The following is a 25,684-nucleotide window of genomic DNA, read 5'->3' on the forward strand; positions in this document are numbered from 1 at the left end:
GACCCTCCCGCCGGATTCCCGCGCGAAGATGCCACAGGCCGTGTCCCGGCGGCGTTGCAGATCTCCTGAAAGGCCTTGCGGCCTCCGGCCTGCTAGGACATCGGCAGGGCATTGACGACGTTGGCCGTTTTATGCACCCGACGAGCCTGGACGGGCTCGTGATGGGCGACGCTTTCGGTGACCGCTGGTTCACGCGCTCCGGTGAGAATGCGGAGGAACTGTGGGCTGCGCGGAACCTGCGTCCCGTGCCATGGCCGTGGACGGACGATTCGGCCATGTCGTTCGTCCTGGGGGTTCCTACGGCAACGGCGGCGCGATGAGAGTTGCCCCGCTGGGGGCCTGGTTCCGGGACGACCTGACGGCTGCCGGCGAGTGTCGGGAGAACTGCCCCGTGGTGACGGCCTGCCAGTCCTCGCCCTCGTCGATGCGCCGCAGCACACCGTGCATGGACGGGCCGTACAGTGGCCGTGGCCGTCGCCGCCGCGCTGGCCGCCTCCAGCGAGGGTCAGGACGCCCCGCCGCGCGCCGAGTTCCTGCGAGGAGTCGCCTCGCACGTCCCGGACAGCGACGTCCGCTCCGGGCTTCTGGTGGCCGCGAACTTCCCCGCGCATACTTCGGTGCGCCACGCGGTGTCCGTGTTGGGCTCGGGGACGCTGATATCGGCTCCGGACACGGTGCCGTTCGCCCTGTGGTCTGCCGCAGGGCATCTGGACGACCTGTCCGAGGCGCTCTGGCGGACCCTCGCTGGGTGGGGCGACCGCGCTACGACCTGCGCAATCGCGGGAGGCATCGTCGCGACCCGCACCGGCACAGGTGACGTCCCGGCCGCCTGGCGGCAGGCCCGCGAGAACATCCCCGCCTGGAGCCGCTGGGATTCTCGCGCTGCTGTCCGATAGGGGCACTGGATAGAGGGGCGCTGGATAGACGGGGCCGACCAACTCAAACATTGTGAACCAGTGTTCAGTAGCTGTTGCCGTTCCGACCTTGAGGGATGCGCGTCGAACGGGGGTCTCGATCGGTTGATCGCAGCCGGCCGCGGCTGTACGTGTGACAGGCAGTGGCCGATCCGGAGTGATCCGGCAGCCCCCGAACCCGCGGGGGCTGTCGCCGGTGTCGCGCTCTTCAGGAGGTGAGGGGAACCACCGACGAGATGCGGTGCTCGGGGTGACGGAATACGTGGGGCGCGCAGTGATGCGTCGGTGCCCCGCTAGCCGAGCTTCCGCAGCACCTCGGAGATGGTGGCCCGGTATGTCCGGAGCGCCTGCAGTCCGGCGGCGTAGCGGTCGCGGTGCCGTGCAATGTCCACGGCCTGCTTCTGCGCCCGTGCAGCGTGCCAGAGCTCGGCCGTATGGTGGCGGCGCTTGCAGGTGACGTCCGCGGCGGCGGTGGCCCGCTCCCTCTGCGTATGCCGGGTGTTGCCGTCACTGCCCCGCTGCCAGGCGGTGTCCGTGTACGCCGCGACGGGGTCGGGATAGCGCGTGAATCCTTGTTCTGCCACGCAGCGAGACCACACATCCCATGCCGCGCGGAGGCGCGGGTCGCGCTTGACCGCCTTGTCGACCTCGATCGCCCGTGTACTTGCGTAGAGCCAGTCCCGCTTGAGGTCGATGCCGCGCATCAGCTGCCGGCTCGCATCGGCGTTGCAGGCGGGGAAGTCCGCATACTCGGCGTTGGTCATCCGGCGGCCCTTCGGCCGGAGGGCCAGGGACTTTGCCGGGTCCCAGCCGTAGCCCCAGCGGCGGGCGGTGGTGAGATCCAGGGCGCCGTAGTCGGTGCTGACTGCGGTGGCGACGACGGGGTCGCTGGGGTAGCGGGGGTCGAGCGGGAAGTCCGGGTGGCCGCGCTCCGCCATGCACTGCCGGACCAGCAACGCCGATGCCCGCTGCCATCGCTGGTAGTCCTGCGGCGTGTAGCCGTAACGGTCGGCAGGCAGGGAGCCGAGGTCCGACGCCGTGCGGATGACCTCCGGCCGTCCTGGACCGGAGACGCAGATCGCCGCCAGCACCGCCACGGCACCCAGTCGCCACCCCCGCCTCGTCATGCGAAGGGATGCTAGCGGGCGGCGTGGAGCGGCCGGCCGCGGCCCCCGGCAACTCCGCGACGCACGCCAGGACTTCACGTGACAGAAAGCTCGATCAGGCGACACCTGCCTAGCAGCTCTCCAGACCGACGTACCCCAATCCTGAGGGGAACTCCACGCTCCTTCGCGGGACTCTCCCTGTGCCCAAGCCACGGTTCAGCAGGTCAGCGAATCAGGTCGGTTGACCGGTGAGGTAGCAGGCCTTCCGCACGCCGGCCAGCGGATCCGTGCCGAACGCCGACGACGTACAGCCGGTGCCGCCGGTGAACGCCTTGTACACGAAGCTGCCCCGCGCGCCGTACGCGACGGTCCGCTGCCCGCTGAAGGCGCACGTCCCGCCTTCGTCCGCGCAGGCCGTGGCATAGCCGGCCGGGCCGCCGGTGGCGGTGTAGCAGCTCTTCGACTCGCCGGGGATCGGGTCGCCGAACGTGGCGTCGGTGCACGGCGTGTCGCCGGTCGCCGTGATCGTGGCGAACGCGCCGAAGGCGCCGTACATCACCGGTTGTCCTGGGACTGCCGGGCAAGTGCTCCCCTGGGACGCGCACGTCGTGCCCGAGGTGCTCGGTGCGGTCCGGCGCATCAATGTTCGGCGTACGGAACATCGGCCGCGGCCGTCCGCGGTCCGGTCAGGGCGTCGATGCACTTCGCCGGAAGACCGACGCATGCGCGAAGATCCGACTATCGGCTCGGGAGTGATCGGGGCAGCCCGAACCATGGGAGCACGCTGTTGTCGAATCGGGTCATGGCGCAGATCCGGTCGCCTGTGAGAGTGAGGACGTAGAGGCCTACCCCGTGGCTGACGCCGTTGGGGGCACGCAGGTAGGCGCCGAATGCCGGCTGGCCGTTGGCTCGCGACGGGACGAGGTCGAACCTGCGGCCGGCGTCGAAGATGCCTCCGCAGAACCGCGCCACGACATCTCGGCCCTTGTATTCGAAGGGGATCGGCGGCATCGACACGAAGACGTCGTCGGTCAGGAGGGCCACCAGCGCACCCATATCGGCCGACTCCCACGCCTGGACGAATTTCGCCACGATCGCGTCCTCGGCGGGCGAGCCGACGGCTGGGGGCGGGGCGTGCCCCGCGGTCGGCAGCAGCCGACGCCGCAGGCCGGCGCGGGCCCGTTTGAGCGCGCTGTTGACCGATTCGAGGGTCGAGTCCAACATGCCGGCCACCTCGCTCGCCCGGAACCCCAGGACATCGCGCAGGATGAGCACGGCGAGCTGGCGGGGAGGCAGGATCTGAAGGGCGGTCACGAAGGCCAGCGAGATGGATTCGGTCTGCTCGTAGCGGGCCTCCGGGCCGAGTGGCAGGTCGGCCGTACCCTCCAGGAGGGCACCGGGGAGCGGCTGCAGCCATACGACCTCGCCGAGCCGGCTCGGCTCGGGCCATTCGTCCGCCACGTCCACGCCCCACTCCTTGGCCGGGCGCCGACTGGCCGCGCGACGCTCGTCGAGGCACCGGTGGGTGGCGATCCGGTACAACCAGGTGCGCAGCGAGGCGCGTCCCTCGAACCCGCCGAGGCTTTGCCAGGCGGTCAGCAGCGTGTTCTGGAGAGCGTCCTCAGCGTCCTCGAAGGACCCGAGCATGCGATAGCAGTGCACCTGCAGCTCTCGAAGGTAGGGCTCCGTCAGTTCCCGGAACGCCTGCCCGTCCCCGGCCTGCGCCCTTGCCATCAGATCGGCTGCCACCATCCTCACCGTCACCCTCTTCCCGCGCCTTGCCGCACTTCCATCCTGTACAGGCGCCGGCCGAGGGGCGAACTGGGCGGTCGGCAGGGGCCCAGTTTCCCCGCGCCGCGGCGCCTGTACCTGTGTGGCCGACGACAACGCCGGCGGCGCGAAGGAGGATCGTCATGGGAAAGATCGTGATGAGCGGACCGCAGAACGTCTCGCTCGACGGAGTGGTCCAGGACCCGGACGGTAAGGAGGGCTTCGAGCTGGGCGGCTGGTTCGTCCAGTTCGGGGGCAAGGATCTCGAAGAGTGGAACAAGGTCGCGCTCGAGGAGGCGCTACGCGCCGAGGCATGGCTGCTGGGTCGCAAAAGCTACGAGTTCTTCGGGGTGCGCTGGCGGCCCCGGAGTGGCGCGCTTGCGGACCGGTTGAACAGCATGCCCAAGTACGTCGTGTCCTCGACCCTCGAAGAACCCGGCTGGAACAACTCGACGGTTCTGACGGGTGACGTGGTGACCGAGGTGTCGAAGCTGAAGCAGGAGCTGGACGGAGAAATCGTCGTCCCTGCCAGCTATCGCCTCGGGCGTACGCTGATCGAGCACGACCTCGTCGACGAGGTGCGGCTGGTCGTGTTCCCGGTCGTGCTCGGGGCCGGCGAGCGGTTCTTCGGCGAGGCCGGTGGCAAGAAGACCATGCGCTTGGTCGACAGCAAGACCATCGGTGACGGCCTGGCCTTCCTCACGTACGAGTTCGTCCAGCCCTGACGCCGCCCCGGCACCCCCGGCCCGCGCCGAATCGGATCGCCGGTTCCGGCCTGTCGCCGCTGGTGTCAGGCGGGGAGACATAGGTAGGCCCGTCCCAGCCTCTCTGGCTGGGGCGGGCCTACCTATGTGTGACACAGAACCAGGAGGGCACCTCCCGCCTCAGCGTCGAACTGCACACCGAGCGCGTCGAAGGGAGCCGGTTCGACGACGGTCTGTGCGAAACCCCGCACGGCATCAAGGACGCGGTCGAACGTGCAGAGGGCTGAGCCGACTTCGGTCCCCCACCGCCGCTACCGGAAACGGATGTCAGGTCCTCCACCGCCCCCTGAGCACAGTCCAGGGCGTCTCGCCACCCGAGAGCGCACGAGCCCTGGTCGAGCGCTGCCCTCCCCGCTCGGCGCGGGCCCTCGTGCGCGCGCCGGGGACCCCCTTACGGAAACCTCGGTGCATGCTCCGGCTCGGCACGTGCGCACGCAGGTAAAATGAACACGGCAAGTGACTATCCGCTCAAGATACAAGCGGCCCGAGCAGGCACCCCCGGAGTATCTTCATGGCATCTCACCAGTCGCCCGCCCACCCTTCCAGCATCAGGCGTCCTGTCTGGCTCGCCTCTGCGCTGGCACTGTCGCTCGCGGTGGCGGGAGTGGGAGGCGTGCAGATCTCGCAGGCCGCGATTATCGATCCGTCCGGGGTGCCCAACAAGTTCGCGTCGAACACGTGTGCCGACAAGACCTTCCGGGCGATGACGGTTCCACAGCGGGTCGGTCAGCTCTTCATGGGATCGGTCTCGCCGTCCGCTCCGGACAGCAAGCGGATCGACCTCATGCGCCAGTACCACGTCGGCTCGGTGTTCCTGGCCGGACGGAGCAAGGCCGGGACGACGGCGACCAAGACCCTTGTCGATGGTCTGCAGGCGAAGGCGGACAGCGCGGCAGGGCACCGTGTGGGCCTCCTCGTCTCGACCGACCAGGAGGGTGGGCAGGTGCAGGTGCTGTCCGGCCCTGGGTTCTCGACCATCCCGAGTGCTCTGACCCAGGGAACGTGGACGACGTCGAAGCTGCGCAGTGAAGCCGCGGTGTGGGCCAAGGAGCTCAAGGCGGCCGGTGTGAACCTGAACCTCGCTCCCGTCGCGGATGTCGTACCGGAAAGTCTGGGCCGGGCCAACGCTCCGATCGGTCGCTACGACCGCGAGTTCGGCCACACCGCTGCCACGGTGGCCCCCCACAGTGACGCGTTCCTCGCGGGCTCCGCCGAGTCCGGCGTATTGGCCACGCTCAAGCACTTCCCGGGGCTCGGCTACGTCCGTGGCAACACCGACACCACGGCCGGCGTCGTGGACACCGTGACAACGAGCAACAGCGCGAACCTCACAGTGTTCGGTTCCGGTATCAAGGCCGGGGCGCCGTTCGTCATGATCTCCTCCGCCACGTACAGCAAGATCGACCCGAACAACCGGGCCGCGTTCTCCTCGACGGTGATCCAGGGACTGCTCCGCAAGGATCTGGGCTTCAAGGGCGTGGTGATCTCGGACGACCTCGGGAACGCGGTTGCGGTGAAATCCGTGTCCCCGGGGGACCGCGCGGTCAAGTTCCTGTCGGCCGGCGGTGACGTGGTCCTGACGGTCGAACCCAACCTGATCCCGGCCATGACCAACGCGGTACGGAGCCGGATGACGCAGAGCGCGACGTTCCGTGAGCAGGTGGATGGAAGCGTCCATCGCATCCTGAACGCCAAGCAGAAAGCGGGCCTGCTGTCCTGCGGCTGACCTGGGGCGCTGCGGAGGTTGCCGAGCCGGCCTACGGATGAACATCGTCTCCACGGCTCGCCCGGTCCGCTGCTGAAGCCTTCCGGTGCCGTTTGAGATGTGGGCTCGGTGGGGGTTGGCGTTCATCTCGATCCGATCGCTGTCGGCGGGTCGGTCACCACCGTCAGCTTGCCGGTCACCGCGTTGCCCAGCGCGTTCGCGGTCAGCGCCGAGCCGAGCCGCCCGACGCCGGGCCGGACGCGGCCCGATTGACTCCGCGCAGCCCGCGGTTGCCCGAGGTACTGCGGGATTCTCTCTTGCTCTCCACCGGCCGCTCCATTTATGGTCACACTGACCATAAGGGAGTCGTTCGTGAACTGGAACCTCAGCTGGACCGAAGCGCTCGGCTTCGCCACCGGCGCTGTCTGTGTCTGGCTGGTGGCCCGCCAGCACATCATCAACTGGCCCGTGGGCATTGCCAACAACGTCTTCTTCATCGTGCTCTTCCTCCAAGCCGGCCTGTACGCCGACGCCGGCCTCCAGGTCGTCTTCATCGCGCTGGCCGCCTACGGCTGGTGGACCTGGGCCCACGGCGGCGGACCCGCCACCGTCGGCGCCCTGCCGGTTCGCCGCACCACAAGTGCCGAATGGGCCTGGCTCGCCGCTGGCGGAGTGCTGGGCACCGCCGCCCTCACCCTGCTGCTGGACCGGGCCACCGACTCCACCGTCCCCTTCTGGGACGCGCTCACCACCGCCCTCTCCCTGACGGCCACCTACGGCCAGTGCCGCAAGGTGCTGGAGTCCTGGTGGCTGTGGATAGCCGCCGACCTGGTCTACATCCCGCTGTACGCCTACAAGGGCCTGTACCTGACCTCCCTGCTGTACATCGGCTTCCTCGCCCTGTGCGTGGCCGGCCTCCTCGGCTGGCGGCGCACCCTCGCGGCCGCCGCCTCCCGCCCCGCCACGGCGGTGCCCGCGTGAGCGCCGCCACCCGCCCGTACCGGCACGGCCTGGTGCTCGGCAAGTTCTATCCGCCGCACGCCGGCCACCACCACCTCGTCCGCACCGCCCTCGCGCAGTGCGAGCGGCTGACCGTCCTGGTCTGCGCCGCCTCCGTGGAGTCGGTGCCGCTCGCCGACCGGGTGGCGTGGATGCGCGAGGCCCACCCGGGGGCCGTGGTCGTCGGCGCCGTCGACGACCACCCGGTCGACCTGCACGACCCCGCGGTGTGGGACGCCCACATGACGGTGTTCCGCACCGCCGTCCCGGAGCCTGTGGACGCCGTGTTCACCTCCGAGTCGTACGGCACCGAGCTCGCCCGCCGGTTCGGCGCAGCCGAGGTCCGCGTGGACCCCGACCGCAGCACGTACCCCGTCTCCGGCACGGCCGTACGCAAGGACCCGGTGGGCTGCTGGGAGTTCCTCGGCCCGGGCGTGCGCGCCGCCCTCGCCCGGCGCGTGGTCGTGCTCGGCGCCGAGTCCACCGGCACCACCACCCTCTCCCGGGCGCTGACCGCCCACTTCCGCGCGCGCGGCGGCATCTGGACGGACACCAACTGGGTGCCCGAGTACGGCCGCACGTACAGCGAGGAGAAGCTGGCCGCCCTGCGGGCCACCGACCCCGGAGCCGACTGGGCGGAGGCCGAATTCACCTCCGCGGAGTTCCCCGTCATCGCCCGCCGCCAGGACGCCGACGAACAGCGGGCAGCCCGCGGCGGCTCCCCCGTGCTCTTCTGCGACACCGACTCCTTCGCCACCACGATCTGGCACGAGCGCTACCTCGGCGCGCCCAGCCCCGAGGTGGCCGCCGTCGCCGCCCGCACCCAACGCCACCTCTACCTGCTCACCGACCACGAGGGCGTGCCCTTCGAGGACGACGGCCTGCGCGACGGCCCGCACCTGCGCCCGTGGATGACCGGCCGGTTCCAGCAGGAACTGGAGCGCACCGGCCGCCGGTTCCAACTGGTCACCGGCAGCCCCGAGGAGCGGCTGCGCAGCGCCGTGGCAGCGGTGGACGGCCTGCTCGCCGAGGGCTGGCACTTCAACGACCCGCTCCCGGAACACCGGTGACAGCCGACGCCCCGTACGACCCGTCCGCGTACGAGCCGTTCACGGTCACCGTCGACCTGGCCGTGCTCACCGTGCTCACCGTGCCCGCGCTGCCCTGCGTGCTGTGATCCGACGCTGACGATCGGATGGAGTGCCGGCGACCGGCCCGGCCGGCACGTGTCCGTCTCTCGTGCCGGCAACTCAATGCGGCGGCAGGACTGCGACCTGGAACCGAAGACAAAGGGTCAGGAGCCCGGCATCCCATCCATTGCCCGGCTCAGCACCGCCGCCGTTCCCTGCGGTGTCCGCGAGGAGCCGCTCACGCCCTCGGTAAGGTCGAACCGTGAGCCGCAGCAGTGAACAGCCGAGCGACGCCTTCGCCGGGGAAGCCCGGGGTGAGCTGTCTCCCCGCGCGGCCCGGGCGCTGTGGTGGGGGTCGGCCGGTCTGGTGCTCACCGTCCTCGGCACCTCGGTGTCCGTGGCCGGTACGGACCACGTCCGTCGGATGCCGGTGGCCATGGCCCTGGTCCTCGCCCAGGCCGGTGCCCTGAGATGGCAGGCGCGCGCCCCGGTCGCCGTACTCGCCGCGAACGCGGCGACGGGGCTGGCGGTGTGGGCGCTGCTGCCCGCGGTGACCTTGACGGGGGCGCTGCTCGCGGCGCAGATCACGTTGTGCGTGGTGTCGGCCACCCGGCCGCGACGGGTGTCCGTGTGGGCGCTCGCGGCCATGTCTCTGGCGGCGTGGCCGGCGTTCGGCGCGGGCGGCCCGGCCGGTGCGACGGTCTGGCTGCTGACGGTGATTTTGGCGTGGACCGCGGGGCAATGGCGCAGGGCGCAGAGGGAGCGGATGCGGGCGGAGACGCGACGGGCCGTGGTGGAGGAGCGAGCGCGGATCGCGCGCGAGGTGCACGACGTCGTGGCGCATACCCTGTCGGTGATGGTCATTCAGGCGGGTGCCGCGGATGATGTGTTCGCCGAACGGCCCGAGCAGGCCCGTCAGGCACTGCGGGCCATTGAGACCGGCGCCCGCTCGGCCCTGGGCGAACTGCGCCTGCTGCTGCGGGCGTTCAGGCCGGACGGGGACGAGGGCGGGACCGGGGAGCAGTGGGAGTCGGGGCCCTGGATCGCTCGTTTGGAGGAGCTGGCCGAGACCGTGCGCGCCACCGGGATGACCGTGCGCCTGCATCGCGGGGGCGCCACCGGAGGGCTGCCGGCGACGGTGGACCAGGCTGCGTACCGGATCGTCCAGGAAGCCCTCACCAACACACTGCGTCACGCGGCCGACGCCGACGAGGTGAGCGTGCGCGTGACGGCCGAGAGGGACTGTGTCGAGGTGCGGGTGGTCGACAACGGACGTACGACGCACAGCATTTCGCCCGCAACGGGCGCGGGACGCGGCCTGGTGGGCATGAAGGAGCGCGTACGGCTCGTGGGCGGCAGCCTGCGCGCCGGTCCGCTGCCCGGAGGCGGCTTCGAGGTGACGGCGCGGCTGCCCATGGAGCGTGCCTCATGACGCTGCGTGTGGTGGTGGCCGACGACCAGGCGCTGGTCCGTACCGGATTCCGCATGATCATCGACGCGCGGGAGGACCTCGAGGTGGTCGGTGAGGCGGCGGACGGCCGGGAGGCGGTGAGGCTGACGTGCGAACTGGCGCCCGACGTGGTGCTGATGGACGTACGCATGCCCGTGATGGACGGAATCGAGGCGACGCGACAGATCGCGCGGTCCGGCGGCCGGGCCCGGGTGCTCGTGCTGACCACCTGGGACGTCGACGCGCACGTCGTCGACGCCCTGAGGGCAGGGGCGAGCGGCTTTCTGCTGAAGGACATCCGCCCGGGTGAACTCATCGACGCGATCCGCGTGACCGCGCGCGGAGACGCGTTGCTGGCGCCGACTGTGCTGAGCCGTGTCCTCGATCGGTTCCTGCGCACCACGCCCGACCCCGCGCCACCGCCCTCCCTGAGGGATCTCTCCGGCCGCGAGCGGGAGGTGCTCACCCTGATCGGGCAGGCCCTGTCGAACGCGGAGATCGCCGAGCGGCTACGCCTGTCGGAGGCCACCGTCAAGAACCATGTCACCGCGGTGCTGCGCAAGCTGGGCGTGCGCGACCGCGTGCAAGCCGTCGTCGCCGCCTACGACCACGGTCTCGTTCGACCGCGCCGCCCCTGACGGCCCGGGCTCCTCCTTGAGGAGGAGGCCGGGCTGCGCTCCTCCTGCGCTCCCAGCACCGGTCCCTTCCCGCGGCCGATCCGTGAGCGGGACGCCCGGCCCTACCGTCGAGGTGTGATCGAAGACCTGGCCTGCACCATGTATCTGCTCGCCCACGACGACGCGGCCGAGGGCCCCTACGACCGTGCCCGGACGGAGTTGCTGGTCCGTGCCGCCGCCTTGATCGACCTCGCGATGCGCGGCCGACTGAAGGAGGACGGCGGCACGGTCGTCGTGTCCGGCGCGGAACCGACCGGCGCCCCCGTCCTGGACGGCGTGCTGCGCGACATCGGCGCCGGGCACAGCTGGAAGCGCCTCGTGCGCCGCCGCCGCAGGCGGACCCTGACGGAGGTGGAGGACCGGCTCGCTGCGGCGGGACTCCTCGCCGTGAAGGCCCCCCGCACCCGCCTTGGCAAACGGCGGCTGACCGTGACGCAGCACGCCGTACCCGCCGGTGTCCGCGCCCGTGTGTCCCTGGCGCTGCACGGGGACACCCCCGTGCGGGAGATTCCCGTCGCGGATGCCGCGCTGTTGGCGCTGGCGGCGGCGGGCGGAGTCCGAACGGTCCTCTCGCGGCACGACCGAAAGACCTGCCGGGAGCGTATCGACGCCTGTACGCAACGCCTCGCCGCCCTGGCGCCCGGTTTGGAGAAGGCCGTACGCGCTCTGCCGATGACCATGGTCGCCGCGCAGGGCGGCATGGGCGGCAGCTGACCACGAGGGAGACGATCACCATGCACCGCACCCTGACCGCTCTGGGCTGCGCCCTGAGCGCCTTACTCGCGACGGCCTGGGCCCCGGCGTCCGCGATGCAGCCCGCCCGGCCCGCCACCTTGACGGTACGCACGCACGACGGCACGGTGCGGGGCGCCGATCACGGCGGCTACCGCACCTTCGAAGGCATCCCCTACGCGGCGCCCCCGGTCGGCCGGCTGCGTTGGGCACCGCCCCGTCCCGCCGTCCCCTGGCCCGGGGTACGGGAGGCGACCAGGCCCGCGAGCGCCTGCCCCCAGCCGGCCGGCGAGGTGCCGGGTGGCAGCACCGACGAGGACTGCCTCCACCTGAACATTACGACGCCCGACGGCGCCGACCCGGCACGCCCCCGACCCGTGATGGTGTGGTTGCACGGAGGCGGGTTCACCACGGGAGCGGGCAGCTCGTACGACGCCCACCGCATGGCCACCCGCGGTGACGTCGTGGTCGTCACCGTCAACTACCGCCTGGGAGCACTCGGTTTTCTCACGCACCGCGGGCTGCCCGGCTCCGGCACCTTCGGCCTGGCCGACCAGCAGGCGGCACTGCGCTGGGTCCGCACCGAGATCGGCGCCTTCGGCGGCGACGCGCACAAGGTGACGCTGGCCGGAGAGTCGGCGGGCGGCTACAGCGTCTGCGCCCAGCTCGTTTCCCCCACCGCCTGGGGGCTCTTCGACCGGGCGATCATCGAGAGCGGCCCGTGCACCGGCCGCCCGGACCGGCCGTTCGCCCCGTCCTCCGTCCCGCTGTCCACGGCCCGCGCCGACGGTGCGGAGTTCGCGGCGAAGGTCGGCTGCGGCTCAGGCCGCGATGTCCTGACCTGCCTGCGCCGCGTGGACGTGTCCCGTCTGCTCGCGGCCCAGGACACCGATCAACAGCCCGCACACAACACCCCGTTGCTGCCGATCGACCCCACGAAGGCGATCACCGTCGGGCGTTTTCACCGGGTCCCCGTACTCATCGGCAACAATCGCGACGAGGGCAACGGCTGGGCCGCGGGGATCGTCCAGGCCGGCCATCCTGTCACTGCGGACACCTGGCCCGACGTCGTGGCGTCCTTCTTCCCCGCGCCGGGACAGGCGGAGGCGATCGTCCGCGCGTACCCGGTGCATCGCACCGACGGCGGCCCGGTGTTCGGCGCGGTCATCGGTGACGCCGACTTCGCCTGCCCGACGGCACGCACCGACGCCCTCCTCACCGCTCAAGTACCTCTGTGGCGCTACGAGTTCGCCGACGAACACGCTCCGGCCCTCACCCCAGGTACGCCGCCCTTCCCGCTCGGCGCACCGCATGCGAGCGAACTGCCCTATCTCTTCGATCTGGGCGGCCGCCCCCGCGACCTGACCACGGCACAGCACCGGCTGGCCGACACCATGATCGACTACTGGACCCGCTTCGCCGGCACCGCCGACCCGAACGGCCCGTCCTCGCCGCATTGGTCGAGGCAGACGGTGCTGTCCCTGGCGCCGGACCACATCGTCCCCACCCTCACGGCGCAGACCCGCCACCACTGCGCGTTCTGGAACACGCTCGGGTGAGCACGGAGCGGTCTCCCGTCACGTCGGCCGGCCCGGCATCGCCCGGACAGGGGTGAGCCGCGTCCGCACTTCGAGGAGTGAACGAAACCAACGGATCGCCGTCGCCGACACCGACCGGCGAGAAGCCCATCACACGAACCTCAGGGGGACAGCCATGAACGAAACCGTCGCCAGGCGCCTGACGGGCTATGCCGGCATGGCCACCGCAGCAGCCTTCATCGTCGAAGTACCCCTGTACTTCCTCTACTCCGGCCCGCCGCCGGACGCGAACGTCCTCGCCAGGCTGTTGATCGGAATCCTCGCGCTGGCGTTCTTGATCGTGTTCGTCACGGTCTTCCGCGAACTGGTCAAGGCGGCGGCCCCCGCCTACGAGTGGGTCGGCACGGCAGCCTTCGCCACCGGACTGGTCTACGCGACGATCACCCTGGTCTCCAGCGGGCTGGAAGCCGGCGCGGTCATCGCCGCCGACCACCGGATCGACCCGACCATCACGGTCAGCGGAACGTACGTCCTCTACGGGACCGTCGGCCGCCTCCTGCTCGCGTTCTTCCTGACCGCCGTGGGCTACGGGATCACGCGTGCGAGGCTGCTGCCCCGCTGGACCGGCCGCACGGCCTACGTCCTGGCAGGGGCGAACCTGGTCTTCGTGCCGTCCCTGTTCTTCGGCAACACTCCCTCGCACTTCTACGCGGCGAACGGCTGGGGCACGACCGCCCTGATGGGCGCCCTGTTCAGCTACTGGATGCTCGCCCTGGGCATCTCGGCCCACCGAAGCGCCACCCGCCGCGCCCCCGCCGTCTCACCCGCCCTGCGGCCCTGACACCGCCCAGGCGGACCAGCCCACGACGGTGCCGGCCGGTCACACCTGTTGTCGGCGGTCGGTGAGGGCACGGATCTCGGCGGCGATCAGCTCCGGGTCGTCCTCGGCCGTGAAGTGGCCGGGCATGACGTGCTGGTGAAGCCTGCGGTGTCCTGGCCGAGCGCGCCCAGTTCGCCGGTACTTGACGGGGCCTCAGCGGGCGTGGTCGAGCATGTCGGTGACGTCCCCGAAGACCCTGTCTCCGGCCGCCGCGGCGGCGGGAGACAGGGTGTCGAGGGTGAGGAATCCGTGAACCATCCCGGTCTCGCAGCGGTGTCTGACGGGAACGTTCGCGGCCGCCAGCCGAGTGGCATAGGCGTCGCCCTCGTCCCGAAGCGGATCGTGCTCCGCTGTGACGACCACCGTGGGCGGCAGCCCGCCCAGGTCTGCGGCGTACAGCGGGCTGACCTCGGGGTCGGCGCGCCGGGCCGGGTCTGGGACCCATTGCCCGGCCCCCCACGCGACGTCGTCGCTCGTCAGGCCCCAGCCCGTGGCCTTCGACCGCGTGCTGGGACAGGAGAGTGTCAGATCGGTGTTGGGATACACCAGGATCTGGGCGGCCGGCAGCGGTCCGCCTTCGTCGCGCAGGCGCAGGCAGGCGAGCGCGGCGAGGTTACCGCCGGAACTGTCACCCATGACGACGGTCGGGCCGGTGATCCCGGCGCTGGAGACTCCGCCGGACGCTGCCCACCGGATGGCATCCACGCAGTCGTCGACCGCAGCCGGCCACGGGTGCTCCGGAGCCCGGCGGAAGTCGACGTTCAGCACGGCCGTGTCCGCATGGAGCGCCAATCGGCGGCATGCCCGATCGTGCGACTCCAGATCGCCGATCGTCCACATCCCTCCATGAAGGAAAACCACCAGCGCCCCGCACGCCGCCGAAGGCCGGTAGAGGCGGGCCCCCACGGCAGCCGAGCCGACCGTCATGTCCTCCACGTGGGCAACCTCGGGGCCCAGCGGCCGGGCTTCGGCGCGGAGTCGCTGCGCACGCCGCAACTCCGCCGCGCCCATGGCACGGGCAGGAGGCCCGGGGTCCTGTCGAACAGCCGCGATAAAGGCGGTCAGTTCGGCATCGGCGAGCGAGGGGTCCATCGGTTCGGCCATGCGGGCCAGGATGCCATCCGGGGATGAGGCGAGGGGGCTCGACGAGCGGGCGCGGGCCCCGCACGTCGTGGTGCGGGGCCGGCTGCCGTGGATGTGTGGTGCGGGTCAGGGACAGCTGATGCGGATGTCCCCCGCGTCCGTCGTGCAGGTGTCTGTGTTGAAGCCGCCGTTGGCGGTGTCGTTGCCGGAGACGCTGTCGACGGTGTTGAGGTTGTCGGTGCCGTAGTTGCCGATCAGATTGTCGTTGCCGGGGCCTCCGTTGAGGGTGTCGTTGCCGTAGCCGCCGTCGAGGCGGTCGTTCCCGTACCCGCCGTGGACGGTGTCGTTGCCGTAGCTCGCGTCGACGGTGTCGTCACCGCCGAGCGCGCAGATCACGTCGTTCCCGTAGGTGCCGGTGATGGTGTCGTTGCCGCTGGTGCCGACGCGGGTGCAGCCGCGGGCGTTGTTGACCGTGGTGGTCGCCGTGGCGGTGTTGTTGCCGGCGTTCGGGTCGGTCTGCGTGGCGCTGACCGTGGCCCGGTCGGTGAGGGTGCCGGTGGCCCGGGGTTCGGCGGCGACCGTCACCGTGGCAGCGGCTCCGGCGGCGAGGGTGCCCAGGGAACAGCTCGCACCGCCGGCGGTGGTGGTGCAGGTCCCCGAGCTGGTGGTCGCCGAGACGACCGAGACGGCGACGCCGCTGAGGGTGTCGGACAGGGAGACGTTGGTGGCTGAGGCCGTGGTGCTGTTGTTGGTCACCCGCACGCTGTAGGTGGGCCGGTCACCGATGCTGACGGTGGCGGGCCCGGACTTCGTCACCGACAGGTCCACGCCGGCCGGTGGCGGCGGTGCACTTCCGCCACCCTCGAAGCGGGCCAGGGCGAAGGAGTTGTCCGGTCCGCCCCCGCCGGCGGTGACGATCTTGCCATCGGACTGGAGGGCCACCCCACGGGCCGCGTCGCTGCCGCCGAAGTCCGCGGTCGCGACGCCTCCGGTACCGAAGCCGCTGTCCTGGCTGCCGTCGGGGTTGTACCGCCGGACGGCGAAGTTTCCGCCGGGCCCGCTGCTCCCGGCGACGACGATCCGGCCGTCGCTCGGCTGGAGCTTCACGTCCGCGGCCCCGCCACCGGGGGTGAGCACCCTGCCGTCGCCGTCGAAGCTCGTGTCCAGGGTGCCGTTCGCGGTGTAGCGGGCCAGGGCGAAACTGCCGCCGCTGCCGCCCGCTGCGACGATCTTGCCGTCGGGCTGCATCGCGAGCCCCTCCACGGACTCGTAGTCGCCGAAGTCGGTGCGCTCGATGCCGTCGCCGCTGAAGCTCGTGTCCAGGGTGCCGTTCGTGGTGTAGCGAAGAAGAACGAAGTCGAAGCGGGTCGTCCCGACCTGACCCCCGACCACGATCCTGCCGTCGGACTGGAGCACCAGGGCGCGCCCGTCGCCGCCCTCCTCCGGCAGCTCCGGGGCCGGGTCGCTGCTCACCTGGCCGTCGCCTCCGCCGAAGCCCGTGTCCGGGGAGCCGTCGGCGTTGTAGCGGGCCAGGGCGACCCCGCCGCCGCCGAAGCCGGCGGCCACGATCTTGCCGTCGGGCTGCACCGCCACGTCCCGAGCCTCGTCCGGACCTCCGAAGTCGGTGAACACCCTGCCGTCACCGCCGCCGAAACCGGAGTCCAACGTCCCGTCGGTGTTGTACCGAGCCACTGTGAACCAGCAGCAGTTCTCGTACCCCCGCCAGCTGCTGCCGACAACGACGATCTTGCCGTCGGGCTGCAGAGCCAGGGCGTTGGCCTCGCTCCACTGGAGGTCCGGGTCCATGTTGTTGATGGGGGTCGTCACTGTGCCGTCGCCACCGAAGCCGGCGTCCGGGGTGCCGTCGGCGTTGTGGCGGGTCAGCGCGAAGCGGCTCTCCACCACCGAGTAGTCGGCGGAAGCGCCGACAGAGACGATCTTTCCGTCGGACTGCACGGCCACGTCGCCCGCGCGATCGTCGTCGGCGAAGCCGGTGAGTACCTTGCCGTCACCGCTGAAGGTGGGATCCAGGTCGCCCGGGGCCGCCATCGCGGTACCCGGAAGGGTCAGGACAAGGGCCAGGACGGTGGCCGCGACAGTACCGGCGCGGGCCATGACGGACCCGCGGCGTTCGCGGTACGGCCGCCGCGTTGGTCGCACATGAGGTGTGAGCATGTGCGACAGCCTTCCGTCGTTCGCACACACGGACGGACACCACGAGCGGCTTTGCACTCACCGGACGCAGAATTCCATCCGCGCGGGTGAGCGTGGTCAGCACGGCCCGCACGCCGTTGTGCGGGGCACGGTTCGTGACGATCTGCCGCGTCCTGCGGCCGCCCGTGACGATCACTGGTCAGGGGTCCCGTCGGGCCGTCCGCGGGGGATCTCAGGGGCGCCCCGCCCCTTGCTACCGACGGCCGAGCGCCAAGACCGGGACCGGTGCCGGGCCGAACGACGCATCCGTGCGGCCCCTCGGTCCGATCCGTGGCTATACGGTGGCAGAACAGGGCCAACCGTCCGAACGAGGAGAACGAGGAGACCCAATGATCGGCAGCCCGACAAGCATCGTCGAGGCGGCGTTTCGGTACTACAGGTCACAGGACCGCGACGCGGCCTTCCCTCTCTACGCCGATGGCTTCTCGTTCACCAGTCCACAGGACGACCACATCGACAAGGCGACCTTCTTCGAGCGGTGCTTCCCGACTGCCGGCCGGCTGCAGGAGCAGCGGTTGCTGCACGTCACCCCCGCAAGCGAGGAGCTCGTCTTCGTCTACTACGAGTACGAGCTCACGACGGGCGACAGGCACCGCAACGTCGAGGCGATCACCGTTCGGGACGGACTCATCCAGGAGGTGCAGGTCTTCTTCGGAGGCAAGGTATGAGCAAGCCCCCCTATGAATCGGTATCGGTCAGGGCCTCGGCGGAGGACACCGCCTGGCGCGGGTCATGTCGCCGGTACGAGGGTTCTGTGGTCCTTGGCGAGCCCATGGAGCGGGCACGGCTGCCTGGGTTCCCGGGGACACAGGACCCACAGGTGCGATGCCCTCGCCCGGTAAAGGCGATACGGGGACGGTGCGGTCACCTCCTGTCGTGTGAAAGGTGTGACGCCTTCACCGTCGGACCGGGGATAGGCCTCCAGCGCGCGGTCGACGTCACTCCCCCACAGCTCGCGCGCCTCCCCGATCGCGTACACCGCGCGGCCGTGGTAGGGCGCGACGGTGGAATCGAAGATGACCATGCTCACCTGCGGGCGCTCGGCGAGGTGTCGGGAGTGCAGGGCGTCGGTGGCGGAGAGCCAGTAGAACTCCCGGTCGCCTGCCGGGGCGAAGTAGACCGGGGAGGTCCATGGGCGGCCATCCAGGTCGGCCGTGCCCAGGATCAAGTACAGATTCGCGTCGATGATGGCCCGCGCGTGGGCCGCCAGGTCGTCGTGTGTCACGGCAGGAACTCCTTCGCTGTTTGACGATCCGTAGACGATGACCGGCGCTCCGTTCTCGACCGAGGCGACGCTCGGATCGAGTCCCGTCGTGACGACCTGATCAAGGCCCGTCGCAAACGCCCACGCCGCCTTCGCCGTGGAGCCGCGGCGAACTCTGCCGCAACTCCCGCCGGGATGCTCTCGATGCCGTGTACTTCGCCGGATACGCGTGGGGGAATCAACTCTCGGCGCGCTCAGGCTTTCTGGCGCGTGAGCGCGCGACCGTCGTCGCAGGCGATCGCTGCTTGGAGGCCGGAGAGCCGTGGCGACGTCTCGAAAGGAACCGTCCCACCGGACAGCCGCACCGAACCTCTATCGGCTGACCTTGAACCTCAGGTGGAGCACCCGGTCGCCCTGGATGACGACGTGCGGATCATCCAGTAGAAGCTTCCCGTCGATGCCGCCGAAGTAGCGTTTGCCCGATCCGAACACCACCGGCACCACGTCCATCGCCACCTCGTCCACGAGGCCGGCAGCGAGGATCTGGCTGCCCACTTCACCGGCGTTCACAGCGACGGTTCGCTCCCCGGCGAGCTCCTTGGCCTTGTCGATCGCGACTGTCACGCCGTCGACGAAATGGTAGGACGCCTCGGGGTGCCACCCCTCGGGCTTGGGCCGATGGGACACCACGACCACGTGGTCGCCTGCGGGCGGATGACCCTCCCAGCCGTTCACCAGGTCGAACAGCTTGCGACCCATCACGATCGTGCCGATCGCCTCCCACATCGGGCGGACGTACTCCGCCGATGCACTCGACATCTTGAAAGGACTTCCGGCTCCCGAATGATCGAACTCCTGGTCGCCGCCTTCGGTGATCGGAGTGTCCCCGTTGAAGTACCAATCGTGGAGTGACCCGACGTCGTCGTTGTCGTCGGCGATGAAGCCGTCCACCGACACCACGTCGTGCATGATCACTGTGCCCACGGGTTCTCCTCGAGTCTCCGGTCGAGCGGTGGGGCCGGCACCTGGCCGACATGTTCCATGAACTCAGTGTGGCCGACGGGGTTCCGTTCGCGCGGGAGGTCGCCGCCCGCCACGAACGGCGTTGCCCATGCGCCTGCAACCGTCACTGTGCGGCGGGGGCACGAGGTCGCGGGGGCACGAGGTCGCGTCGAGCCGGTCGTGAGCCGATCCGCCCGTGTCAGGCCGCGGCCGTCTGCTTGCTGGACGAGGACACCACGCTCGAAACGGGCTCGGGTCGCACCAGCGCGACCAGGTGGGGCGAGCGGCCGCTTCGGCCTCCGCACAACATCATGCGGACGCCCCCGTGCGGATGCCGCTCGGGCCTCACATATTTTGCGGACCCTGCACAACCGTTCCGCTGCCCCGTGGGTCACATAAGGCAGGAGCAAACATCTCCAAAGATCACAAGGGGGAAATATGCGATTCAACCGCTCTGTCCTCACGGCTGCCGCCTTAGGCGCCCTGGCAGTGGGGGCCACGACCGCTCTGGCGGCGCCCGCCTCGGCGGCACCCAACACCACGCCGCAGAAGGTCTGCGGAAGCGCCTACAAGACGGTGAACTCTGCCCCCATCGGTTCACTGGGCACCGTCTACCTGACGTACAACGCGTCGAACGGCAAGAACTGCGTCGCGACCATCCGCAAGAACCCCGGCACCGTCCTGGACATGTCCACCTGGATCTACGTCTCCGACACCGGCGTGGGCGACGAGGACTACGGGCAGTACACCTCGTACGCAGGACCGGCCTACGTGTACGGCAAGGGCCACTGCGTCGACTGGGGCGGCCACATCAGTAACGTGTACACCCAGGTGTCCGGCTCCAACTGCGGCGCCTTCAAGGAGCAGCGGGTCACCTTCACCCGCTGACCTGACGCTCCTCCCGGCCGGCACGCTCCCGCGCCGCCCTCTCCCCTCGCCCGGGTGCAGAGAGCCGACGGTCATCGGGCCCGGGCCTACAACCCGATGACCGTGTGCGGGAACGTACTGGCCCGACTCGCCCTGGCAGACTCACCGAGCTCTGCCAGGGCGAGCGCAGCGACGAGACAAGTCCGAGACTCCGTCGGCCTTCCCGTCGTGGCCGGGAACTCATCGATACGAACGCGGACTTGATCAGGTCTTCCGGCTGCCCACTTGACCCTCCCGACCTGAACTCACCAGAGGTTACTGCCACGTTGACACCGGCCAGGTCCTGGAGACGCGAACACGCTGGTCGGCCGAAGGCCGGTGAGCAAGGCAGGTTCGAGGCCGGAAGCCGCTGGTCAGATACGGTGACGGCATGACCGAGAGCCTGCCTGCCGACGTGGCCGCCGTACTCGCGGCAGTCCTGAGCGGGGACACTCCGGTTCATGCCGCGCTCCGCAGGCAGGTTCCGCACCTCTGCGTGCGAGCACGCTGTACGTGCGGGTGCGGTACCGCCTATTTCGAACTCGAGACGTGCGAGGTGGAGCCCGCGCCCACCGGCCCCGGCATTGTCGTGGCGGCCGAAACACAGCTCGTCACCGCGGCCGGCGAGTGCCCCGGGGAGGTCCTGGTCTTTACGCAGGGCGGCTACCTGTCGCGTCGCGGCTGGAAGTCTGTTCGTGACTCCTCCCCCGGATAAATTCGGGGGGCTTCTCCTGTCGGTGGCTAGGCCACGTCGGGAAGGACCAGCCCGGCCCTGACAGCGACGTTCAGCGCACCGACTTGATCGGCGTTGGCGGTGTGCCCGCACCGGGTGCACTGGAATTTCTCCTGTATGACGCGGTTCTGGCCGGACACGTGCCCGCATGCGGGGCAGGTGCGGGAGGTGTTGCGGGGGTCCACGGGGATCAGTCGACGACCGGCGCTTTCAGCCTTGTGCGCGAGGATGCCCAGGAACACCCCCCAACCCGCGTCGTGGATGCTCCTGTTCAGCCCGGCCTTCGCCGCGGCGCCGTTCGGGAGGAACGTGCCGGGGTTCTGCGGGTCGGGCTCGGGCTTGGGTGCGCGGACCATGTTCGCGATGCTCAGGCGTTCGTGCGCGATCGCATCGTAGGTGCGGACCAGTGCGAGCGCGGCCTTGTGGGCGTGGTCGGCGCGCTGCCGTTTGACCTTGCGGTGCAGTTGGGCGACTTTCTCCACGGCCCGGCGGTGCTGGGCCGTGCGGTTCTCCCGCTTGCGGCGTGGGAACGCCTTGAGTGCCCGTTGCGCGTCGGCGAGGGCCTCGGCGTTGCGCCGGCCGTGGCGGGGGCTGGCGATGTGCTCGCCCTGGGATGTGGTCAGGAAGTGGGCGACGCCCATGTCGATGCCGGTCACCGCGCCCGTGGCCGGGAGGGGTTCGGCAGGTACCTCGTCGCAGGCCAGGACGACGTACCACTGACGGCCCTCGCGCTTGACGCTGACTGTCTTGACCCGGCCCCTGACCGCTCGGTGCTGGTGCACGCGGACGTGCCCGACACCCTGGAGGCGTACCCGGGTGACCGGGTCGTGGGGGGTGGAGTCCCAGCGGCAGCCGTCGCCGTCCTTCGGGAAGTCGACGGTGTCGAACCAGTTCACGCCCCGGAAGCGGGGGTAGCCCGGCTTCTCGCCGGCCTTGACGCGGCGAAAGAACGCCTGCATCGCCCTGTCCAGACGGCGCAGCGTGGCCTGCTGGGAGGAGAAAGACCAGCGTCCCTGACGCTCAAGGTCGAACGCCCGGATGTCCTTGAGCTGGGCAGACTGGCCGCCGTACTTCACCGAGGTCTTCGAGACATGCCGGTAGGCGTCCCGTCGCTCCTGCAACGCACCGTTGTACAGCGAGCAGTGATCCCGCAGCATCTCACCGAGCGCGGCGCTCTGGCGGACGGTGGGGCGCAGGAGGAACTTGTACGCGCGGCGCACGCCCGGCGTCCTCCTTCTGTTTCTTCTTCCAGGGCCGTTACCACAGGGCGGGCATCTGTGACTGCAGGTGCGGGAAATCGTCCCGCAGCACGCGGGAGGTGAACCCCTCGAACCGGTTCGCCACGTACGACACGGACGCCTTCGGCTCGTGCTCGACGAACAAGTGCACGTGATCGGGCATTACCTCGAGGGCGATGATCTCCCAGCCCTTCTCCACCGCATTCGCCTCGGTCAGCTCCCGCAGCCGGACGGCGGCACGGCCGCCGAAAACCCGGCGGCGGTACTTCACCACACCACGTGCAGCCCCACGTCCTACACACCGCCAGAATACCGGCGAACCATCCCGGGCACAGCCACAATCACCGCTATGTGCACGGCATGTATCAAATATCGGCTGATATCGATACCCCGAGGCCGACAGGGCAGATCCGTGGACAAAGTTGAGGTCGGAGCAGCACTGAGAAGCGATTCCCCCCACGCCTAAAGGCGCGGGTCCCCTCGCTAGGTCCTGATGGAGCGACGACATCGAGGTGACCCTGGCCGCTGCGCGCCGCTGGCTGCAGCCACGGTTCTGATCCCGAACGCCCGGCGTCCATCGGGCTCCGATCCGCAGCACACCACGATCCGACCGACAGCGGGAGTTCAAGGTCAGTCGAGCGGGGCAGAGCCCCGGCGAGCTCAGGAACGCATGCGTCGGCACTCCCTAGGATCAAGTCCACGATCTCGACTTCTGGGAGTTCGGATGACCGAGGATGTGCGGCCGGAGCCCGGGCTCTCGCCCGAAAGGCTGGCCTTCTTCACGGACGCGATCTTCGCCATCGCGATGACGCTGCTGGCCGTGGAACTGGAGCGTCCGGACGAGGAGGAGCTGGCGTCTGCTGCTGCCCTGGGACGTTTCCTGGTGGACCAGCGCAGCGACTATTTGGCGTTCGCGTTGGCGTTCGTCCTCCTCTGGTCGGTGTGGCGCCGTCACCACCAGGTGATGGACCGGATCCGCGTGCTGTCGAGGACCTTCGCGCTCTGGCATGCGCCGTTCCTGCTGCTGGTCGCTTTCCTGCCGTTCCCGACGGCCGTCATCGGGTCCGCGATCACCAATCCGATGGCCCAGACCCTCTTCGCAGGCACGATGGCGGGCATCATCTTCTGCGAGGTCGCCCTGAAGGAGGTCTCGGCGGATGCCGGTCTCCTCATCGGCGACGTCGCGGAAGCCCGTAGACACGCCAACGGTTCGTGGGCGGTGGGCTTTTGGTTCGTCCTGAGCCTCGGTCTCGCCTGGGTGTTCCCCTACGCCTACGTTCTGTGGTTCCTCGCACCGCTGGCCGCCAGTTACGGCGGACCACTCATCTCCCGCCTGCGGGCCGGTCACGGGCACGAGAACGACGAGGAGGCGCCCCAGACCGGGCGGTAGCAATGGGCCGTGCCGCATGTGGCCGTTCGGAGAAGGAGCTCGAGGCCCGACGGCAGTCGCACTGGCGCCGCGGACTTGGCCGAGCCGAGGACTGCCATCTCCACATCACCGTGCACGTCTGCCGGACCCGGACACCGTCCGGCCCGCCCTGGCACCTGCCCCCGGCGGTCGGCAACTCGACGGAGACCACCACCGCTTCACCGACAACGCGGCGACGCCCTCTCCACGACGAGGCGGCCCACGAGTCCCCATGCCGTAGGGACGCGTTCAGAGGCCGAGCGCGCCGAGGAATCCGGGCCAGACCTCACCGGCCTGGACCTTGCTCGACGCCCGGGCCCAGATTCCGTCGGCCCTTCCGGTCTTGGTCGCTGTCTTGCGGAACTTCCTGCGACGGCACATCCGGCTCGACTCGTTCGGCGGGCAGAAGCCGCGATCCCGGGTCCGTCGTCGCCGTGGTCGTGGTGGTGCTCGGACCGGTGCCAAGGAGGCGTCGCCTGGTGCTCATGAGCGAAGTCTCCCCCGTACACGGTGGCCAGCACAGCGGCTCACGGACGGAGGTCAGGTTCGCGGGCGACGGCGGAGGGGGCTGGGAGCGGGTATTGCCGGCGGGCTGATGTCGGTGCGGATCCGGGGCAGGGCCTGCCGGCCTGGGGCGGGGCGGACTCGCGGTCTTGGCCGAGCGGGCCGTGACCCGCAGTACGTGACCCGCAGTACGCGCCGCCTACGAGTGAGCCTCAGCCGGTTCCAACCTGCCCGCGCGGCAGGGTGAGGGCACGGCGGAGCGCGGGCGTGCAGGCGCGGGCGTGCGGAACGTACTGGACTCGGGACGATCGACACCGAGTCGGGAATCGACGCCCGAGTCCAGTCCATGTCAGCCGCCCCACAGGGGCGGCGGCCACTTCAGTGACGGCCGGCACTCACCGGCAACGGTTGGCGTGGTTGAAGTCCAGGACCACGCGCTCGGGGCTGTGCAGCTTGAAGACCTTGTACGTGGGCTTGGTCTGGAACGCGGTTCCGAAGGAGACCACCCCTTCGAAGTCTCCGGTCAGGGCGAGACCCTTGAGCTTGGACAACTGGATCTTCACCAGTCGGGGGCCCTTGTAGAGCGAATTGCCCGCGGTGTCGTGGGCGACCGCGGGAGAGAGCCTGATGTCCAGGAAGTACTTCCCCGCAAGGGGGACTTTCTTCCCGGAGGGATCGTAGCGAAGTGTCTTGGCCGGCTTCACGCTGACGTGCGGGGCGGTGCCCCGGACGTCGATGACGAGCCGGTCGTAGGTGCAGTGCCCGGCCCACCGGGCGTTGACGATGCGCGCGGACGGCGGAGCCTTCGCGGATGTCTCCGTCTGCACGGCCGCTGCGGAGGCGGGGACTGTGGTGCCGACGGCGGTGAGAAGGATGCCCGCGACGATGGCCGCACGGGATCGGTGATGGTGCATGACGCCCCCAGATGTTCCTGGTGAAGGGGACAGACGATTTCACTAGGAGAGACATCCTCGGGATGCCAATGGTTGCACTGCCAGGGCCTTGTTGTTCTCCGCCTCGGCTGGGCTGGTCCCTCGTGGCTGCTCAAGTCCGGCTCCTCGGTCCGACCGCGGCTCGTGAGGCGAGGCTCGGCGCAGTGGATCGTGCCGCCTCGGGTGGTGGTGACTCGGGTGGTGGTGAACCGCGGCCATGCCGTCTTGAGCGTCCCACCGGTCCGACAGCGACACACACCGAAGACCGGTACGGGGACCGCGCCATCAGCCGTACGACGCCCGGCATTCCACACCGGCCGGACCCGCCGGGCCCCACCCGACACCCAACCTAAGCAGGTGGAGCAGTGGGGGCGGTGTGCTTGAGTTCGAGCTCGACGAAGGCGAGATGGGCGTCGCCGATGTTGACGACGTCATGGGCGCCGCCCGCCGGGCGGGTGTAGGACTGGCCCGCTTTCAGTACGGAGTCGGTGCCGCTCCCGTCGAGGGTCAGCGCGCGGATGAGCCCGTCGGTCACGGGGACGACCACGTAGTCGTGCGCGTGGAAGTGGTGGCCGGTGGCGGTACCGGGCTCGAAGTCCCAGCGGGTGACGCGGATCTGTGCGTCCTCGTACTGAAGGGTCGGCTGCGCGGCCGTCGGCATGGAAGTACCTCGTCCCTGCTCTGTGGTTCCGTCACCCGCACGCCAAGACGGCCGACCGGTGTGGGAGGCGGTCCGCATCAGGCGTCCGCGTGTTGATCATCCCTGCCTGCCCGACCTTACGTCCCGGCCCTCCC

The 25,684-nt window shown here is 70.0% G+C and carries 27 protein-coding genes; 15 read left to right on the plus strand and 12 right to left on the minus strand.

Annotated features, from left to right (window positions below; translation table 11 throughout):
• Positions 1-467 precede the first annotated feature (467 nt).
• Positions 468-896 (plus strand): ADP-ribosylglycohydrolase family protein, encoded by a 429-nt coding sequence (locus OG788_RS02470; protein WP_406368825.1) that lies wholly within the window; start codon positions 468-470, stop codon positions 894-896.
• 311 nt (positions 897-1,207) lie between these two features.
• Here the strand turns inward: OG788_RS02470 and OG788_RS02475 are convergent, their stop codons facing one another.
• The 3 genes from OG788_RS02475 to OG788_RS02485 form a co-directional block, all read right to left on the minus strand.
• A complete protein-coding gene (locus tag OG788_RS02475; RefSeq protein ID WP_406368826.1) occupies positions 1,208-2,041 on the minus strand; it encodes a hypothetical protein in 834 nt (277 codons plus the stop codon).
• Between the two features lie 211 nt (positions 2,042-2,252).
• Positions 2,253-2,576 (minus strand): hypothetical protein, encoded by a 324-nt coding sequence (locus OG788_RS02480; RefSeq protein WP_406368827.1) that lies wholly within the window; start codon positions 2,574-2,576, stop codon positions 2,253-2,255.
• A 182-nt stretch (positions 2,577-2,758) separates the two neighbouring features.
• Complete coding sequence (locus tag OG788_RS02485) at positions 2,759-3,772, minus strand: sigma-70 family RNA polymerase sigma factor (RefSeq protein WP_406368828.1); 1,014 nt, start codon at positions 3,770-3,772, stop codon at positions 2,759-2,761.
• Between the two features lie 161 nt (positions 3,773-3,933).
• Here OG788_RS02485 and OG788_RS02490 point away from each other — a divergent pair, with 161 nt between their 5' ends.
• The 10 genes from OG788_RS02490 to OG788_RS02535 all read left to right on the plus strand — a co-directional run bounded on the left by OG788_RS02490 (position 3,934) and on the right by OG788_RS02535 (position 13,626).
• A complete protein-coding gene (locus OG788_RS02490; RefSeq protein ID WP_406368829.1) occupies positions 3,934-4,515 on the plus strand; it encodes a dihydrofolate reductase family protein in 582 nt (193 codons plus the stop codon).
• A gap of 128 nt (positions 4,516-4,643) precedes the next feature.
• Positions 4,644-4,781 carry a hypothetical protein gene (locus OG788_RS02495; RefSeq protein WP_406368830.1) on the plus strand — a complete coding sequence of 46 codons (138 nt, stop codon included), beginning with the start codon at positions 4,644-4,646 and terminating at the stop codon, positions 4,779-4,781.
• A gap of 284 nt (positions 4,782-5,065) precedes the next feature.
• On the plus strand, positions 5,066-6,280 hold the full coding sequence (locus tag OG788_RS02500; RefSeq protein WP_406368831.1) for a glycoside hydrolase family 3 N-terminal domain-containing protein: 1,215 nt from the start codon (positions 5,066-5,068) through the stop codon (positions 6,278-6,280).
• 321 nt (positions 6,281-6,601) lie between these two features.
• Positions 6,602-7,240, plus strand: coding sequence for a nicotinamide riboside transporter PnuC (gene pnuC / locus OG788_RS02505; RefSeq protein ID WP_406368832.1), 639 nt, complete (start codon positions 6,602-6,604; stop codon positions 7,238-7,240).
• Positions 7,237-8,328 carry an AAA family ATPase gene (locus OG788_RS02510; RefSeq protein ID WP_406368833.1) on the plus strand — a complete coding sequence of 364 codons (1,092 nt, stop codon included), beginning with the start codon at positions 7,237-7,239 and terminating at the stop codon, positions 8,326-8,328. The genes pnuC and OG788_RS02510 overlap by 4 nt, the downstream gene beginning before the upstream one ends.
• Positions 8,329-8,650: 322 nt before the next feature.
• Positions 8,651-9,820: a sensor histidine kinase gene (locus tag OG788_RS02515; RefSeq protein ID WP_406368834.1), complete on the plus strand. Its 1,170-nt coding sequence runs from the start codon at positions 8,651-8,653 to the stop codon at positions 9,818-9,820.
• Positions 9,817-10,476 carry a response regulator gene (locus OG788_RS02520; RefSeq protein ID WP_406368836.1) on the plus strand — a complete coding sequence of 220 codons (660 nt, stop codon included), beginning with the start codon at positions 9,817-9,819 and terminating at the stop codon, positions 10,474-10,476. The genes OG788_RS02515 and OG788_RS02520 overlap by 4 nt, the downstream gene beginning before the upstream one ends.
• 114 nt (positions 10,477-10,590) lie before the next feature.
• Positions 10,591-11,229 carry a GPP34 family phosphoprotein gene (locus tag OG788_RS02525; RefSeq protein ID WP_406368837.1) on the plus strand — a complete coding sequence of 213 codons (639 nt, stop codon included), beginning with the start codon at positions 10,591-10,593 and terminating at the stop codon, positions 11,227-11,229.
• A 20-nt stretch (positions 11,230-11,249) separates the two neighbouring features.
• Positions 11,250-12,806: a carboxylesterase/lipase family protein gene (locus tag OG788_RS02530; protein ID WP_406368838.1), complete on the plus strand. Its 1,557-nt coding sequence runs from the start codon at positions 11,250-11,252 to the stop codon at positions 12,804-12,806.
• Positions 12,807-12,960: 154 nt separating this feature from the next.
• On the plus strand, positions 12,961-13,626 hold the full coding sequence (locus OG788_RS02535) for a hypothetical protein (protein WP_406368839.1): 666 nt from the start codon (positions 12,961-12,963) through the stop codon (positions 13,624-13,626).
• Positions 13,627-13,818: 192 nt separating this feature from the next.
• Here OG788_RS02535 and OG788_RS02540 read toward each other — a convergent pair whose 3' ends face one another.
• A complete protein-coding gene (locus OG788_RS02540) occupies positions 13,819-14,769 on the minus strand; it encodes an alpha/beta hydrolase (protein ID WP_406368840.1) in 951 nt (316 codons plus the stop codon).
• Positions 14,770-14,874: 105 nt separating this feature from the next.
• Positions 14,875-16,923 (minus strand): calcium-binding protein, encoded by a 2,049-nt coding sequence (locus tag OG788_RS02545; protein WP_406368841.1) that lies wholly within the window; start codon positions 16,921-16,923, stop codon positions 14,875-14,877.
• A 368-nt stretch (positions 16,924-17,291) separates the two neighbouring features.
• Between OG788_RS02545 and OG788_RS02550 the strand changes: the two genes are divergently transcribed.
• On the plus strand, positions 17,292-17,630 hold the full coding sequence (locus OG788_RS02550) for a nuclear transport factor 2 family protein (RefSeq protein ID WP_406368842.1): 339 nt from the start codon (positions 17,292-17,294) through the stop codon (positions 17,628-17,630).
• A gap of 62 nt (positions 17,631-17,692) precedes the next feature.
• Here the strand turns inward: OG788_RS02550 and OG788_RS02555 are convergent, their stop codons facing one another.
• Together OG788_RS02555 and OG788_RS02560 are read right to left on the minus strand one after the other, a co-directional pair.
• A complete protein-coding gene (locus OG788_RS02555) occupies positions 17,693-18,187 on the minus strand; it encodes a pyridoxamine 5'-phosphate oxidase family protein (protein ID WP_406368844.1) in 495 nt (164 codons plus the stop codon).
• A gap of 351 nt (positions 18,188-18,538) precedes the next feature.
• Positions 18,539-19,150: a dihydrofolate reductase family protein gene (locus tag OG788_RS02560; RefSeq protein ID WP_406368845.1), complete on the minus strand. Its 612-nt coding sequence runs from the start codon at positions 19,148-19,150 to the stop codon at positions 18,539-18,541.
• A gap of 456 nt (positions 19,151-19,606) precedes the next feature.
• Here OG788_RS02560 and OG788_RS02565 point away from each other — a divergent pair, with 456 nt between their 5' ends.
• Positions 19,607-20,056 carry a spore-associated protein gene (locus OG788_RS02565; RefSeq protein ID WP_351555937.1) on the plus strand — a complete coding sequence of 150 codons (450 nt, stop codon included), beginning with the start codon at positions 19,607-19,609 and terminating at the stop codon, positions 20,054-20,056.
• A gap of 409 nt (positions 20,057-20,465) precedes the next feature.
• Positions 20,466-20,789, plus strand: coding sequence for a hypothetical protein (locus OG788_RS02570; RefSeq protein ID WP_406368846.1), 324 nt, complete (start codon positions 20,466-20,468; stop codon positions 20,787-20,789).
• A 26-nt stretch (positions 20,790-20,815) separates the two neighbouring features.
• On the opposite strand, the gene OG788_RS02575 is transcribed toward OG788_RS02570, so the two are convergent.
• Together OG788_RS02575 and tnpA are read right to left on the minus strand one after the other, a co-directional pair.
• A complete protein-coding gene (locus tag OG788_RS02575; protein WP_406368847.1) occupies positions 20,816-22,027 on the minus strand; it encodes an RNA-guided endonuclease InsQ/TnpB family protein in 1,212 nt (403 codons plus the stop codon).
• Between the two features lie 37 nt (positions 22,028-22,064).
• A complete protein-coding gene (gene tnpA, locus OG788_RS02580) occupies positions 22,065-22,319 on the minus strand; it encodes an IS200/IS605 family transposase (protein ID WP_406368848.1) in 255 nt (84 codons plus the stop codon).
• 450 nt (positions 22,320-22,769) lie between these two features.
• Here tnpA and OG788_RS02585 point away from each other — a divergent pair, with 450 nt between their 5' ends.
• Positions 22,770-23,435, plus strand: a complete 666-nt coding sequence (locus tag OG788_RS02585) for a TMEM175 family protein (protein ID WP_406368850.1) — start codon at positions 22,770-22,772, stop codon at positions 23,433-23,435.
• A 267-nt stretch (positions 23,436-23,702) separates the two neighbouring features.
• Here the strand turns inward: OG788_RS02585 and OG788_RS02590 are convergent, their stop codons facing one another.
• The 3 genes from OG788_RS02590 to OG788_RS02600 all read right to left on the minus strand — a co-directional run bounded on the left by OG788_RS02590 (position 23,703) and on the right by OG788_RS02600 (position 25,550).
• On the minus strand, positions 23,703-23,834 hold the full coding sequence (locus tag OG788_RS02590; protein WP_406368851.1) for a hypothetical protein: 132 nt from the start codon (positions 23,832-23,834) through the stop codon (positions 23,703-23,705).
• Between the two features lie 518 nt (positions 23,835-24,352).
• Positions 24,353-24,871, minus strand: a complete 519-nt coding sequence (locus tag OG788_RS02595) for a hypothetical protein (protein WP_406368852.1) — start codon at positions 24,869-24,871, stop codon at positions 24,353-24,355.
• 367 nt (positions 24,872-25,238) lie between these two features.
• The gene (locus OG788_RS02600) at positions 25,239-25,550 is read right to left on the minus strand and encodes a cupin domain-containing protein (RefSeq protein WP_406368853.1); all 312 of its coding nucleotides are present in this window, start codon (positions 25,548-25,550) and stop codon (positions 25,239-25,241) included.
• Positions 25,551-25,684 lie beyond the last annotated feature (134 nt).

This window comes from Streptomyces sp. NBC_00647 (assembly GCF_045207245.1).
Taxonomy (GTDB): domain Bacteria; phylum Actinomycetota; class Actinomycetes; order Streptomycetales; family Streptomycetaceae; genus Streptomyces.

Excerpts from the sequence above, each read along its gene's own strand:
- OG788_RS02475 (WP_406368826.1), bottom strand. The coding sequence starts at position 2,041 with ATGACGAGGCGGGGGTGGCGACTGGGTGCCGTGGCGGTGCTGGCGGCG.
- OG788_RS02480 (WP_406368827.1), bottom strand. The coding sequence starts at position 2,576 with ATGTACGGCGCCTTCGGCGCGTTCGCCACGATCACGGCGACCGGCGAC.
- OG788_RS02485 (WP_406368828.1), bottom strand. The coding sequence starts at position 3,772 with ATGGTGGCAGCCGATCTGATGGCAAGGGCGCAGGCCGGGGACGGGCAG.
- OG788_RS02490 (WP_406368829.1), top strand. The coding sequence starts at position 3,934 with ATGGGAAAGATCGTGATGAGCGGACCGCAGAACGTCTCGCTCGACGGA.
- OG788_RS02500 (WP_406368831.1), top strand. The coding sequence starts at position 5,066 with ATGGCATCTCACCAGTCGCCCGCCCACCCTTCCAGCATCAGGCGTCCT.
- pnuC (WP_406368832.1), top strand. The coding sequence starts at position 6,602 with ATGGTCACACTGACCATAAGGGAGTCGTTCGTGAACTGGAACCTCAGC.
- OG788_RS02520 (WP_406368836.1), top strand. The coding sequence starts at position 9,817 with ATGACGCTGCGTGTGGTGGTGGCCGACGACCAGGCGCTGGTCCGTACC.
- OG788_RS02530 (WP_406368838.1), top strand. The coding sequence starts at position 11,250 with ATGCACCGCACCCTGACCGCTCTGGGCTGCGCCCTGAGCGCCTTACTC.
- OG788_RS02535 (WP_406368839.1), top strand. The coding sequence starts at position 12,961 with ATGAACGAAACCGTCGCCAGGCGCCTGACGGGCTATGCCGGCATGGCC.
- OG788_RS02540 (WP_406368840.1), bottom strand. The coding sequence starts at position 14,769 with ATGGCCGAACCGATGGACCCCTCGCTCGCCGATGCCGAACTGACCGCC.
- OG788_RS02545 (WP_406368841.1), bottom strand. The coding sequence starts at position 16,923 with ATGCTCACACCTCATGTGCGACCAACGCGGCGGCCGTACCGCGAACGC.
- OG788_RS02550 (WP_406368842.1), top strand. The coding sequence starts at position 17,292 with ATGATCGGCAGCCCGACAAGCATCGTCGAGGCGGCGTTTCGGTACTAC.
- OG788_RS02565 (WP_351555937.1), top strand. The coding sequence starts at position 19,607 with ATGCGATTCAACCGCTCTGTCCTCACGGCTGCCGCCTTAGGCGCCCTG.
- OG788_RS02570 (WP_406368846.1), top strand. The coding sequence starts at position 20,466 with ATGACCGAGAGCCTGCCTGCCGACGTGGCCGCCGTACTCGCGGCAGTC.
- OG788_RS02585 (WP_406368850.1), top strand. The coding sequence starts at position 22,770 with ATGACCGAGGATGTGCGGCCGGAGCCCGGGCTCTCGCCCGAAAGGCTG.
- OG788_RS02590 (WP_406368851.1), bottom strand. The coding sequence starts at position 23,834 with ATGTGCCGTCGCAGGAAGTTCCGCAAGACAGCGACCAAGACCGGAAGG.
- OG788_RS02595 (WP_406368852.1), bottom strand. The coding sequence starts at position 24,871 with ATGCACCATCACCGATCCCGTGCGGCCATCGTCGCGGGCATCCTTCTC.
- OG788_RS02600 (WP_406368853.1), bottom strand. The coding sequence starts at position 25,550 with ATGCCGACGGCCGCGCAGCCGACCCTTCAGTACGAGGACGCACAGATC.